We start from the raw sequence: 13,238 nt of genomic DNA on the forward strand, positions 1-13,238 counted from the left end.
GCGCGGCTGCGCCTGATTGCCATCGAGGACCGCGAACGGTGTTCGCGGCGGCGCCGGCTCGATGGCTCAGCGTTTTTTTAGCGGCAGCGGCACCACGCCTTTCACGTCGCGCAGGCCGGCCGGCTCGGGCGGCAGGTAGCCCCAGTCGCCCTGCGATGCCGCGGCATCGTTCTTCGTCACATCCGACGAATCGTCGGGGCGACCGCGCGTGTCAGGCGTATCGGGCGCAGAGCGACCGTCGCGTTCGTCGCTGGGTTGCTGCGCGCCGGACGATGGCGGCGGCCCCGCGTGGCGCCGATGCCGCAGCACCGCGTCGGCCACCCGCTCCACATGCGACACCGTTACCGCATCGGCCTGCTCCAGCGCGGCAAGCGCACGCGCCGCGCGCAGCATCACGAGATCGGCACGCAGCCCGTCGACGGCCGCGTCGATGCACAGCGCACTGACGCGCGCATGAACCGTATCGTCGAAATCGAGCGTCGCGAGCCGTGCGCGTGCTGCATGAATCCGGTCGCCGAGTTCACGTTGCGCGGACGCATGACGGGCGCGGAATGCATCCGGATCGAGATCGAATGCAAGCCGCGCCTTCACGATCCGCTCGCGCTGCGCGGCGTCGAAGCAGTTTTCCAGCTCGACCATCAAACCGAAGCGGTCGAGCAACTGCGGACGCAGTTCGCCCTCCTCCGGATTCATCGTCCCGATCAGCACGAAGCGCGCATCGTGCGCGTGCGACACGCCATCGCGCTCGACGATGTTCACGCCGCTCGCGGCGACGTCGAGCAGCGTATCGACGAGCCCGTCGGCGAGCAGGTTCACTTCGTCGACGTACAGCACGCCGAGATGGGCTCGCGCAAGCAGGCCCGGCCGGAAGCGCACGCCGTTTTCGGCGAGTGCATGCGCGAGGTCGAGCGTACCCGTCACCTGCTCGTCGCTCGCCGACAGCGGCAGCGTGACGAACTGCCCTTCGGGCAACAGCTCCGCGAGGCCGCGCGCCGCGGTCGATTTCGCGGTGCCGCGCGGCCCGCTCACGAGCACGCCGCCCAGCGACGGGTCGATCGCGGCGAGCAGCAGCGCCTGCTGCAGCGCATCCTGCGCGACGAGCGCCGCAAACGGAAAAACCGCGCGGGCGCGGGGCGTCGTCGGATCGGTCATCGCCGTCCCCCTTCCTGGAGTTGTTCGCTCGCGAGCCAGACCGCTTCGATCCGTTCGCGATAGTCGCCCGGCTGCTGCCACAGGCCACGCTGCATCGCCTCGACGAAGCGTTCGCAGATGCCGTGCAGCGCCTTCGGATTGTGCCGTTCGAGGAACGCGCGGGTGGCGTCGTCGAACAGGTACGCGTCGGCCACGAGCGCGTATTGATGGTCGGACAGCACGCGCGCGGTCGCGTCATAGCCGTACAGGTAGTCGACCGTCGCGGCCAGCTCGGCCGCGCCCTTGTAGCCATGACGCTTCACGCCGTCGAGCCATTTCGGGTTGACGACGCGCGAACGGATCACGCGCGCGATTTCCTCGCGCAGCGTGCGCATCTTCGGCGCGGCCGGGTTCGCGTGGTCGCCGTGGTAGATGCTCGGCTGCTGCCCGGACAGGTGCCGCACGGCCGCCGTCATCCCGCCCTGGAACTGGTAGTAGTCGTTCGAATCGAGGATGTCGTGCTCGCGGCTGTCCTGGTTCTGCACGACGACGTCGATCGTCGCGAGCCGCTCGCCGAACACGTCGGCCGCCGCATCGCCCGCGCTGTTCTGTGCGTACGCATGGCCGCCCCACTGGCGGTAGGCATCGGCGAGATCGGCGTCGGTCTGCCAGCGGCGCTGGTCGATCAGGTCCTGCAGGCCCGCGCCGTAGCTGCCCGGCCGCGCGCCGAATACGCGCCAGCCGGCGCGGCGTCGCGCTTCGTCCGGCGCCACGCCCTGCGCGACCCATTTCTCGCGTTCGCGCTCGATGCGCGCGCGGACCGGATTCAGTGCCTCGGGTTCGTCGAGCGCGGCCACCGCCTGCACGGCCGCGTCGAACAGGTGCATCAGGTTCGGGAACGCGTCGCGGAAGAAGCCCGACACGCGCAGCGTCACGTCGATGCGCGGCCGGTCGAAGATTTCGATCGGCAGGATCTCGAAGTCGGTCACGCGATGGCTGCCGTGCGCCCATTTCGGCCGCACGCCGAGCAGCGCGAACGCCTGCGCGATGTCGTCGCCGCCCGTGCGCATCGTCGCCGTGCCCCAGACCGACAGGCCGATCGCGCGCGGATAGTCACCGTGATCCTGCAGATGACGCTCGATCAGTTGCTGCGCGGATTTCAGGCCGAGCGACCACGCGGCTTGCGTCGGCACCGCGCGTGTATCGACCGAATAGAAATTGCGGCCGGTCGGCAGTACGTCCGGGCGGCCGCGCGACGGCGAGCCGCTCGGCCCCGGCGGCACGAAGCGGCCGTCGAGCCCGCGCAGCAGCTGGCGCATTTCCTCGCCGCCGCACGCGTCGAGCGCGGGCAGCAGCGTCGCGCGGACGCGCTCGATCACCGCGAGCGTGTGCGGCCAATCGCCGGGCGGTGTCGAGTCCGTGCCGGTGTTGCCGCCGTCCGCTGTGCACAGCCCGTCGAGCCATTGCTGCGCGAGCCGTTCGAGCCGCTCGCGCGTATCGCCCGCATGGCGCCACGGCGATGCGTCGAGCGCCTGCAGGATCGCCGGACGCGGGCCAACCCACGGCGCGGCCCAATCGGCCGCGAGCGGATCGAAGTCGTCGCCGAGTGCGAGATCGCGCGCCAGCGCACCGATCAGCCCGGCGCGTGCGCCCTTGCCGTCGCCGACCGGAAAGCGCGCGAGCGCGAGCAGCGTGTCGCGCCGCTGGCGATCGATCGGCGATTCGCCGAACACGTGCAGCCCGTCGCGGATCTGCGCTTCCTTCAGTTCGCACAGCCACGCGTCGACGCGCGTGAGCAGCGCATCCTCGTCGCCCGCATCGCGCGGCGGCGACACGCTCAGTTCGTCATGCAGACGATGCTCGGCGATCGTCGCGAGGATCGTCTTGCGCAGCAGCTTCGCGCGCCGCGCATCGACCATCAGCGCTTCGTAGTATTCGTCGACCTGCCGCTCGAGATCCTGCAGCGGGCCGTAGTTTTCCGCGCGCGTGAGCGGCGGCATCAGGTGATCGATGATCACCGCCTGCGCGCGGCGCTTCGCCTGGCTGCCCTCGCCCGGATCGTTGACGATGAACGGATACAGGTGCGGCAGCGGCCCGAGCGTCAGGTCGGGCCAGCACGCGTCGGACAGCGCGACGCTCTTGCCCGGCAGCCATTCGAGGTTGCCGTGCTTGCCGAGATGGATGACCGCGTCGATGCGGTACGCATCGCGCAGCCAGAAATAGAACGCGAGATACGCATGCGGCGGCACGAGATCCGCGTCGTGGTAGCTCGCGTAGTCGTTCTCGCCGCGCGAGCGCGACGGCTGGATGCCGACGAACACGTTGCCCGCGCGCCAGCCCGCGATCGTGAAGCGCCCTTGCCGCAGCGTCGGGTCGACTTCGGGCGGGCCCCAGCGTTCGTTCAGCGCGTCGCGCACGGCCGCCGGCAGGCGCGCGAAACGCGCGACGTAGTCGGCCAGCGGGAAGCTCTGGAATGCGGGGCGCAACGCATGCACGGCCGCGTCGTTGGTCACGCCTTCGGTGAGCCGCGCAATCAGCGCGTCGCCGTCGGGCGGCAGGTCGGCCACCGTGTAGCCCGCGTCGCGCAGCGCCGCGAGCACGCGCAGCGCGGACGCCGGCGTGTCGAGCCCGACGCCGTTGCCGATCCGCCCTTCGCTTTGCGGATAGTTCGCGAGAATCAGCGCGACGCGCTTGTCGGCGTTGTCGAGCGTGCGCAGCCGGCACCAGCCGCGCGCAAGCGCCGCGACGAACGCGATCCGCTCTGCGTCCGGCTGGTAGCGCACGACGTCGACCTCGGTGTGCGGGCAGCGGTACGCGAGCCCCTTGAAGCTCACCGCACGCGTGACGATGCGGCCGTCGACCTCGGGCAGCGCGATGTGCATCGCGATGTCGCGCGCATGCAGGCCCTGGTTGTCGGCCACCCACGCGTCGCGATTGCCGCCGGACAGGATAACCTGCAGTACCGGCGCGTCGCCGGCGAGCACGTCGTGCCCGGGGCTGTCGATCGCGCCCGCCGCGAATGCGGTCGTATTCAGCACGAGCGCGACGTCGTGCGTGTCGCAGAGCTGCGTGATGACTTCGCGGCTCACCGCGTCCTTCAGCGACGTGACCGCGATCGGCAGCGGATTCAATCCTTCGTCGATGAGCGCATCGGCCAGCGCATCGAACACGGCCGTGTTCGCGGCCTGCCAGTGCGCGCGATAGAACAGGATCGCAACGACGGGCGCGCCGGGCGTCCAGCGCGGCCGCCAGTCGTCGACGCTCGCGCGGTCGCGCGCCGGGTGATACAGCGCGGCGGCCGGCAGCGGGCGCGGCAATTCGGGTTCGTCGCCGAAGCCGAGCGTGTGGAATGCGATGCTGCGCAGCAGCGCCTCGGCGTTGTGCACGCCGCCTTCACGCAGGTAGCGCCACCACAGCCGGCACAGGTCGGGCGCGACCGTGCTCTTCGCGACGAGGTTCGGGTCTTCCTGCAGGTCGCCCGAAAACATCGCGAGGTGCTGCCCGCGCTTCGACGCGAGCGACACGGCCTGCTCGATCCCGTACGGCCAGTACGCCTCGCCGCCGAGATGATCGATCACGACCGACTTCGCGTGTTGCAGCACGTCGTCGACGTAGAAGTCGACCGACGCCGGCTGCCGCAGGAACGTGACGTTCGCGAGCCGCACGCTCGGGAAGCCGGCCGGCAGATGCGGCACGACGCTCGCGAGCAGCGACAGCGTCGTGTCGGCCGAGCTCAGGATCACGATGTCGGCCGGTTGCTGGTCGATCCGGACGACGCCCTGCGTATCGTCGACGAAGCCGCCCGGCGTGGTGCGCAGCAGATGCATCGTGCGTTACGCCTGTTGCGGCTCGGCCGCGCACGCGGCGTCGAACGCGCGTTGCAGCGCGGCCGCGTCGAGATCCTCGCCGATCAGCACGAAGCGGCTCGCGCGCGTTTCGCCGTCCTGCCAGCGACGGTCGAAATAGCTGTCGAAGCGGCGGCCGACGCCCTGGATCACGAGCCGCATCGGCGCGCCGGGCAGCGCGGCGAAGCCCTTTGCACGGTAAATCGTGTGCGCTTCGACGACGCGTTGCAGCGCGGCGATCGTCGCTTCGCGCGTGCCGGCGTCGCCCGACACGACTACCGAGTCGAAATCGTCGTGATGGTGATCGTGATCGCCGTCGTCGGCCGAGCCGTGATGGTCGTGACGCAGGTGGATCGTGTCTTCCGATGCCGATTCGAGGCCGAGCAGCATCGCGAGGTCGAGCTCGCCGCGCGTCGCGCGCACGATCTTCACCTGCGGCGGGATCTCGTCGCGAATCGCGGTTTCGATCTGCGCGAACTCGGTGTCGCCAACGAGATCGGCCTTGTTCACGATCACGAGATCGGCGGACGACAGCTGATCGGCGAACAGCTCGTGCAGCGGCGATTCGTGGTCGAGGTTCGGATCGGCGCGGCGCTGCGCGTCGACGGCTTGCGGATTTTCCGCGAACTGGCCGCTGGCGGCCGCCGGCCCGTCGACCACCGTCACGACCGCGTCGACCGTGAAGCTGTTACGGATCGTCGGCCAATTGAACGCCTGCACGAGCGGCTTCGGCAGCGCGAGGCCCGACGTCTCGATCAGCACGTGGTCGATGTCCGCGCGGCGCTCGACGAGCGCTTCCATCACCGGGTAGAACTCTTCCTGCACGGTGCAGCACAGGCAGCCGTTCGCGAGTTCGTACAGCTGGCCCGCCGCTTCGCCCTGCGCGCCATCGGCATCCTCGCAGCCGATGCCGCAGCCCTTCAGGATTTCGCCGTCGATGCCGAGCTCGCCGAATTCGTTGACGATCACCGCGATGCGGCGGCCTTCGGCGTGCTGCAGGATGTGGCGCATCAGCGTCGTCTTGCCGCTGCCGAGAAAGCCCGTGACGATCGTGACGGGAAGCTTGCGTAGGGTCATGGTAGGTCCTGTGTCGAAAATGGAATCAGCCCGGGATCGTCGCGTCGAGGGCGGCGTGGCAGTTCATCTGGCGGATCGCGGGCATGCCGCCGCGCGGTCCGCACGGACAGTCGCGGGACGGGCGGGACGACGAATCGGACATGGTGCTTCCTTGCGAACGGTCGACATCGTGAATGCCAACACGGCTGCCGGCGGCCCGGCTCGCGCTGCCTGCCATTCGCCACGCCGGTCGGCCGGCGCGGGTTCGCGCGGGGACGGATCGGTGGAGGAAGCGGGCAATGCGCGGGCGTCGGGCCGGCTGCGGCCGTGGACGATGCGCCGCCTCCCCGCGGCGCTGAACCCCAACGTTTCGGCCGGTATCCGGGCTGACGAACACGCCGCTTCGCCTTCCCGGATGCGCGGCATCCAGTGGCGGTCGTCCGCATGCATGCGGCATGCGGCGAAGCGGCGTTGCGTGGCGCTTCTCGCGCGACGCGTTCGCTTACCGTTGCGGGGGCAGCACAGGTTGGCTCGACTGCGGCGCAGGCAGGCTCCCTGTTTCCCGTTTAACTGCGCGCACCGGAGCGGCGCGCGCGAGCACCAAAACGCGTGCGAGTGTAGGCGGCGGTGCGGGGAGCGTCAAGGCGGAGCGGGCCGCCGGGCCCGGTTCGGGATGACCGCCGCGCGTGGCCGGAAGCCGTGCGCGGCGGTTCGCGCGGGGGAGGCGCTGTGCTATCGTAGCGCCGCGTTCGGTGCCCGCATGCGCATTCCGCGCGTGCAGTTAAACGGGAAACAGGAGGCGGCCCCCCGCCCGGCCTGTGCTGTCCCCGCAACGGTACGCCGCCCGCGCGACGCGCTTCCCCGCGCACGCGCCCAGGCCGCCCACGATGCCACTGCCCGTCAGCCGGGCGGGAAGGCTGCGGCCTGGCAAGCGGCCAGCCCGGATACCGGCCGACGCAAGGGGCGAGCCCGACGCTCGCCGAACGCCCGATCCGCGGGGGACGGATGAGGTGCGCATTCCGCCCGCGTCCGCGCGGGCTTCGTTCGATCCGTCATGGTTGACCTGTCCGCTGGCCGCCGCCGCGCCGCCCGCCTGCCTTATTCCCTTGTTTCGACACGGTGTGCGCCGTGCCGCGTCCGATGAGCCGCGCCTGGCTCGTCGGCGCCGGCCCCGGCGACGCCGACCTGCTGACGCTCAAGGCCGTCCACGCGATCGGCGCGGCGGACGTGCTGCTCGTCGACGATCTCGTGAATCCCGACGTGCTGCGCCATGCGCGCGCCGATGCGTACATCGAGCACGTCGGCAAGCGCGGCGGTCATGCGTCGACGCCGCAGGAGACGATCGTCGCCGCGATGCTCGCGCATCTGCGCGCGGGGCGCAGCGTCGCGCGGCTCAAGGGAGGCGATCCGTTCGTGTTCGGCCGCGGCGGCGAGGAGCTGGCCGCGCTCGGCGCGGCGGGATTCCCGGTCGAGGTCGTGAACGGCGTCACCGCGGGCATCGCCGCGCCGGCCGCGATCGGCATCCCGGTCACGCAGCGCGGCGACGCGCAGGGCGTGATCTTCGTCACGGGCCACGGCGCGGGCGCCGACGAACCCGACTGGCGCGCGCTCGCGGCCACGCGCATGACGATCGTCATCTACATGGGCATCCGCCGGCTCGACGCGATTGCCACCGCGCTGCGCGATGGCGGCCTGCCCGGCGCGACGCCGTGCGCGGCGATCGAGAACGCGACGCGCGCCGAACAGCGGCACGTACTCGCGACGCTCGACACGCTCGTCGAACGCATCGGCACCGCCGGTATCGGTTCGCCGGCGATCGTCGTGATCGGGCGCGTCGCGGCGTTTGCCGACGATCCCGCGGTACGGGCCGCGCTCGGCGGCGGCGCATGATGCGTGTCGCGCTCGGCATCGGTTTCCGTGCAGGCGTGACGGCCGCGCAACTCGATGCCGCGATCCGCGCGGCGCTGATGCTTTACCCGGCCGCCGAACCCGCGCTCGTGGCCACGCTCGCCGACAAGGCGCGTGCCCGCGCGCTGCGCACGCTGTGTGCGCAGCGCGGCTGGCCGCTCGTCGCGTTCGATGCGGCGCAACTCGCGAGCCGCCCGGAACTGGCCGCGAGCGGCCCGTCGGCCGCCGCGCTCGCCCGCTTCGGCGTCGCGGGCGTGGCCGAGCCGTGCGCGCAGCTCGCGGCGCCGCATGGCCGGCTGCTGGGCCCCAAATCCATCCGGGACGGCGTGACGGTCGCACTCGCCGGCCCGCTCTGAACCCTTTGTTTCGCTTTCTTTCGACAGGACGAATCCGATGAAAACCGACGCTGAATCCCATCAACGGATGACCGAACGCCGCCGTGCCGGCCACGAGAAGAAGCAGGCCGCCGCCGTCAACGAAAAGGGCCTGCTGATCGTCAACACCGGCAACGGCAAGGGCAAGAGCACGGCCGCGTTCGGCATGGCCGTGCGCGTGCTCGGCCACGGCATGCGGCTCGGTGTCGTGCAGTTCATCAAGGGCGCGCTGCACACGTCCGAGCGTGACTTCCTCGGCGCGGTGGCCGAATGCGATTTCGTGACGATGGGCGACGGCTATACGTGGAACACGCAGAACCGCGACGCCGACATCGCGACCGCGCGCAAGGGCTGGGACGAGGCGCGCCGGATGATCGAGAGCGGCGATTACCGGATGGTGATCCTCGACGAGCTGAACACGGTGCTGAAGTACGAATACCTACCGCTCGACGAAGTGCTCGCGACGTTGACCGCGCGTCCCGAGTCGGTGCACGTCGTCGTGACCGGGCGGCATGCGCCCGATGCGCTGATCGACGCGGCCGACCTCGTCACCGAAATGCGGCTCGTCAAGCATCCGTACAAGGAGCAAGGCGTGAAGGCGCAGCGCGGCGTGGAGTTCTGAGTATGGCCGCCTGCCCCGCGCTGTTCGTCAGTGCGCCCGCGTCGGGCCAGGGCAAGACGTCGGTGACGGCTGGCCTGGCGCGGCTGCACCGCCGGCTTGGCCGGCGCGTGCGCGTCTTCAAGACCGGGCCCGATTTTCTCGATCCGATGCTGCTGGCGCGCGCGAGCGGCGCGCCCGTGCATGCGCTCGATCTCGGGATGGTCGGCGAGGCCGGCTGCCGCGCGCTGCTGGCCGACGCCGCGCGCGAGGCCGACCTGATCCTGATCGAAGGCGTGATGGGGCTGTTCGACGGCACGCCGAGCAGCGCCGACCTCGCGGCCGCGTTCGGCGTGCCGGTCGTCGCGGTGATTTCGGCGAAGTCGATGGCGCAGACCTTCGCGGCGATCGCGTTCGGGCTCGCGCGGTTCCGGCCGGGGCTGCCGTTTCATGGCGTGCTGGCGAATCGCGTCGGGTCGGCCCGGCATGCGGAACTGCTGCAACAGGCGCTGCCCGACGACTTGCGCTGGCTCGGGCACGTGCCGGCCGATGCGGGCATCGCGCTGCCGGAGCGGCATCTCGGCCTCCATCAGCCGGGCGACATCGACGATCTCGATGCGCGGCTCGATCGCGCGGCCGACGTGCTCGCGCAAACGGCGCTTGCCGAGTTGCCGCCGGCCGTTGCGTTCGCGGAACCGGATGCAGCGGCGCCGCTGCCGCGTGCGCTTGCTGGCAAGCGGATCGCGGTGGCGCGCGATGCGGCTTTTTCGTTCATCTATCCGGCGAATCTCGCGTTGCTCGACCCGCTCGGTGCGCAAGTGCGATTCTTTTCGCCGCTCGCCGACGAACCCGTGCCGGACGACTGCGACGCACTGTTCCTGCCGGGCGGCTATCCGGAATTGCATGCGGCGGCACTCGCGGCGAATGCCGCGACCGCGCGGTCGATTCGTGCGCACGCAGCGGCTGGCCGGCCGATCGTCGCAGAATGCGGGGGGATGGTGTATCTGTGTGAGTCGCTGACCGATGTCGACGGCGTGATGACGCCGATGCTTGGGCTGTTGCCGGGTCACGCGACGATGCAGCGCCGGTTCGCGGCGCTCGGCATGCAGCAACTCGACACGCGCAGCGGGACGATGCGAGGGCATACGTTCCACTACTCGCGGCTCGCGACGCCGCTGGAACCGGTCGCGCATGCCGCGCGTCCCGATGGCGCGGCGGCCTACGGTGAAGCCGTCTATTGTTGCGATGCGATCGTCGCGACGTACATGCACATGTACTGGCCGTCGAATCCGGATGCGGTCGTGGCGTTGTTCAGCGGGGAAGCGTTGTAGTTTGCTCGATGCTGCGCCGCTTGCGTCGCGTCGATCATCAGGTCAGGGTTTTTCGCGGCCCGGCGCTTCCGAACGCGAAGTCCGGATCACGGTGCCGTCGGGCGAGAAATGCGCGTTGAACATCGCGTCGCCGGATACGCCGCCCTCGGCCCAGTGCCAGCTCCACACCTCTTCATGGCTCAACGCGTATTGCGCGACCTCGGTCGGCTTGCCGAGCAGTTGTCGCACGTCGTCCTTCGACATTCCGGGCACGACCTTCGTGATGTTCGCCGCCGTCAGCGCCTGCGTGATCGACACGAGCCGGCCATCGGGCCCAAAATCGAGCATGTAGGTGCTCGTGCCATAAGGACCGCGTGGATACTCGAACCGCTGCGAGCCGTCTTCGCCCTGCCTGACCATCTCGGGCTTGCCTGCCTGACGGAGCACGTCCTCGATCGTCGAAACGCCCGGCTGCAGGTTACCGAACGCCATCGGATCGGGCTTGATCGCATTGACCGCGTCAGCCACTTTCTGGTCGTCGCACCCGGCCACCAGAACGCCGACCGCACAGGCCGTCAGCACGGTCAGAAGCTGTTTTCGCATTTTCGTCCACACCTGTATTCATCGAGCCGATTCGGCGTCGCGCGCAGCGTAGCACGTGACCTGTCCCGCCGATGTCAAGGAGCGTCAAATTCACGCGCATCCCGTCGCGTCCGATGTCGCGGACGCGACGGGATGCGCACCGGGTGGCAGCTTCCGCGCCGCCGCGCCGCGGTGTCAGGTCAGGAACGTCTCCGCCAGCTTCACCCAGTACGACGCGCCGGTCGGCAGCGCCGCGTCGTTGAAGTCGTAGCCGGGGTTGTGCACCATGCAGCCGCCCTCCCCGTCGCCGTTACCGATGATCAGGTAGCAGCCCGGCCGCTTCTCGAGCAGGAACGCGAAATCCTCGCTGCCGGTGAGCGGCACCATCCCGTCGATCAGGTTCGCGTCGCCCACCCACTCGCGGGCGACGTTGCGCGCGAACGCGGTCATTTCCGCATCGTTGACGAGCACCGGGTAGCGACGCTGGTAGTCGATCGTCGCGGTCGCGCCGAACACGGCCGCCTGCGCATGCACGACTTCCTTGATGCGCGTCTCGAGCAGGTCGCGCACCTCCGGCTTCAGCGCGCGCACCGACAGGCGCATCTGCGCGCGATCGGGAATCACGTTCGGCGCCTCGCCCGCATGGATCGCGCCGACCGTGACGATCGCCATGTCGAGCGGCGACACGTTGCGCGACACGATCGTCTGCAGCGCGATGACGATCTGCGCGCAGACGACCACCGAATCGACCGCCTTGTGCGGCACCGCGCCGTGGCCGCCCCGGCCCTGCACGTCGACGATCACCGTATCCGACGACGCCATGAACGACCCCGGCAGGAAGCCGAACTTGCCCGTCGGGAAACCGGGCATGTTGTGCATCGCGAAGATCGCGTCGCAGGGGAACAGCTCGAACAGCCCTTCGTCGAGCATCTTCTTCGCGCCGCCGAGCCCTTCCTCGGCCGGCTGGAAAATCAGGTTCAGCGTGCCGGAGAAACGGCGCTCGCGCGCCAGATGCTTCGCGGCCGCGAGCAGCATCGCCGTGTGACCGTCGTGGCCGCACGCATGCATCTTGCCGGCGATCCTGCTCTCGTACGACAGGCCCGTGGCCTCGTGGATCGGCAGTGCGTCCATGTCGGCGCGCAGGCCGAGACGCTGTGCGCCGCTGCCGACCTTCAACTGCGCGACGACGCCCGTGCCGCCCAGCCCGCGATGCACCGTGTAGCCCCATGACTGCAGTTGCTCCGCGACGAGGTCGCTCGTCGCGAATTCCTCGAAGCCGAGCTCGGGGTGGGCGTGGATGCGGTGCCGGATCTCGATCATTTCGTCGGCGAGGCTTGCGGGAATCACGCTGTGCGTCACGGTGTCGTCTCCTGTCCTGTGGGGAATATGCAGGCAAGGATAGTGGATTCGACGGCAACCGGGCAGATGGAAAGTCGTCGCGGTAGCAACCGGCGGTTGCCGCTGATTCAACGCGCAGGACGAGCCTGAATGGATTTTCGGGACGATTGTCACGGGCAAACGGGGTTAGCCGGGCCGGGCGTCGCCCCCCGATTTCCGGCCCCCGGCGCGCCGATCCCCATTCGCGGAAGGCGGCTGGGAATTTATTTTCAATCAATGGCTTACGATCGCCTTGTTCACTTTCTCACCCCGTACGCTTTTTGTGTACGCCGGCTGAAAAGTGAACAACTCCCGACATGGGCACATCCTGGCCCGACTGCGCTCACGCCGCCCAGTCTTCGAGCGACAACCCCGCGACACGACCGAACTCGCGGCTGTTGTGCGTGACGAGTACCGCACCGGCGGCGATCGCATGGCCGGCGATCGATGCGTCGTTCGCGCCGATCGGCGTGCCGCGCGCGGCGAGATCGGCACGAATCGCGGCCGTTGCATCGACGGCCGCCGTATCCCACGACAGCACGCCGTCCAGCCGCGCAACAAAGGCCGTCACGAGTTCCGCATGCTTCGGCGACGCCTTCCTGCCGACCGCGCCGAACCGCATTTCGGCATAGGTGATTGCCGAGACGACGATCCGGTGCTGCGCATTGACGCACGATTGCAGCCGCGACAGCACCACGGGCGGCCGCTCGCGCATGATGAACGAACAGATGTTCGTATCGAGCATGTAGAGCGTGGTCACTGGCCGGACTCCGTCGGTGCGGCGCCACCGCCATCGGACAGGTCGAAGCGGCCGGACTCGATGACGGCCGGGCGTTCGGCGAGGAAGTCGGCGTCGGCCGGCGGTTCGCTCGCGAACGAGAGCCACGTGGGCCGCACCGGCCGCAGCAGCAGCGTGTCGCCTTCGCGGCGGATCTCGAGTTCCGTCACGCCCTCGAACTCCATGTCCTTCGGGATGCGGATGGCCTGGTTACGGGCGTTCTTGAAAATGGAAACGGTGCGCATGAGCCACTCCATGGGAGTACGATGCGTCCATTCT

At 69.5% G+C, this 13,238-nt stretch carries 11 protein-coding genes and 2 riboswitches; of the genes, 4 read left to right on the forward strand and 7 right to left on the reverse strand.

Going from position 1 to position 13,238, the window contains the following annotated elements:
* Nucleotides 1–66: 66 nt before the first annotated feature.
* The 3 genes from LGM56_RS31765 to cobW are packed head-to-tail and all read right to left on the reverse strand — an operon-like array spanning nt 67 to nt 6,053.
* Nucleotides 67–1,152: an ATP-binding protein gene (locus tag LGM56_RS31765; protein ID WP_226207742.1), complete on the reverse strand. Its 1,086-nt coding sequence runs from the start codon at nt 1,150–1,152 to the stop codon at nt 67–69.
* The gene (cobN, locus tag LGM56_RS31770) at nt 1,149–4,958 is read right to left on the reverse strand and encodes a cobaltochelatase subunit CobN (RefSeq protein WP_226207743.1); all 3,810 of its coding nucleotides are present in this window, start codon (nt 4,956–4,958) and stop codon (nt 1,149–1,151) included. The genes LGM56_RS31765 and cobN overlap by 4 nt, the downstream gene beginning before the upstream one ends.
* A gap of 6 nt (nt 4,959–4,964) precedes the next feature.
* On the reverse strand, nt 4,965–6,053 hold the full coding sequence (gene cobW / locus LGM56_RS31775) for a cobalamin biosynthesis protein CobW (RefSeq protein WP_089494834.1): 1,089 nt from the start codon (nt 6,051–6,053) through the stop codon (nt 4,965–4,967).
* Between the two features lie 333 nt (nt 6,054–6,386).
* Nucleotides 6,387–6,652: riboswitch (cobalamin riboswitch) on the reverse strand.
* 113 nt (nt 6,653–6,765) lie between these two features.
* Nucleotides 6,766–7,003: riboswitch (cobalamin riboswitch) on the forward strand.
* A 169-nt stretch (nt 7,004–7,172) separates the two neighbouring features.
* Here cobW and cobA point away from each other — a divergent pair.
* The 4 genes from cobA to LGM56_RS31795 are packed head-to-tail and all read left to right on the forward strand — an operon-like array spanning nt 7,173 to nt 10,243.
* Nucleotides 7,173–7,922: a uroporphyrinogen-III C-methyltransferase gene (cobA, locus tag LGM56_RS31780; RefSeq protein WP_226207744.1), complete on the forward strand. Its 750-nt coding sequence runs from the start codon at nt 7,173–7,175 to the stop codon at nt 7,920–7,922.
* On the forward strand, nt 7,919–8,296 hold the full coding sequence (locus tag LGM56_RS31785; RefSeq protein ID WP_226207745.1) for a cobalamin biosynthesis protein: 378 nt from the start codon (nt 7,919–7,921) through the stop codon (nt 8,294–8,296). The genes cobA and LGM56_RS31785 overlap by 4 nt, the downstream gene beginning before the upstream one ends.
* Before the next feature lie 37 nt (nt 8,297–8,333).
* Complete coding sequence (gene cobO, locus LGM56_RS31790; protein WP_089425397.1) at nt 8,334–8,936, forward strand: cob(I)yrinic acid a,c-diamide adenosyltransferase; 603 nt, start codon at nt 8,334–8,336, stop codon at nt 8,934–8,936.
* Nucleotides 8,937–8,938: 2 nt separating this feature from the next.
* Nucleotides 8,939–10,243: a cobyrinate a,c-diamide synthase gene (locus LGM56_RS31795; RefSeq protein ID WP_226207746.1), complete on the forward strand. Its 1,305-nt coding sequence runs from the start codon at nt 8,939–8,941 to the stop codon at nt 10,241–10,243.
* Nucleotides 10,244–10,285: 42 nt separating this feature from the next.
* Here the strand turns inward: LGM56_RS31795 and bamE are convergent, their stop codons facing one another.
* The 4 genes from bamE to vapB all read right to left on the reverse strand — a co-directional run bounded on the left by bamE (nt 10,286) and on the right by vapB (nt 13,204).
* On the reverse strand, nt 10,286–10,825 hold the full coding sequence (bamE, locus tag LGM56_RS31800) for an outer membrane protein assembly factor BamE (RefSeq protein WP_089495289.1): 540 nt from the start codon (nt 10,823–10,825) through the stop codon (nt 10,286–10,288).
* Nucleotides 10,826–10,999: 174 nt separating this feature from the next.
* On the reverse strand, nt 11,000–12,163 hold the full coding sequence (locus LGM56_RS31805) for a M20 aminoacylase family protein (RefSeq protein WP_226207747.1): 1,164 nt from the start codon (nt 12,161–12,163) through the stop codon (nt 11,000–11,002).
* A gap of 361 nt (nt 12,164–12,524) precedes the next feature.
* Nucleotides 12,525–12,941, reverse strand: a complete 417-nt coding sequence (locus LGM56_RS31810; RefSeq protein ID WP_083265877.1) for a PIN domain-containing protein — start codon at nt 12,939–12,941, stop codon at nt 12,525–12,527.
* On the reverse strand, nt 12,938–13,204 hold the full coding sequence (vapB, locus tag LGM56_RS31815; protein ID WP_089494829.1) for a type II toxin-antitoxin system VapB family antitoxin: 267 nt from the start codon (nt 13,202–13,204) through the stop codon (nt 12,938–12,940). Before vapB ends, LGM56_RS31810 begins: the two co-directional genes overlap by 4 nt.
* Nucleotides 13,205–13,238 lie beyond the last annotated feature (34 nt).

Source organism: Burkholderia sp. AU38729, from assembly GCF_020419725.1.
Taxonomy (GTDB): Bacteria; Pseudomonadota; Gammaproteobacteria; order Burkholderiales; family Burkholderiaceae; genus Burkholderia.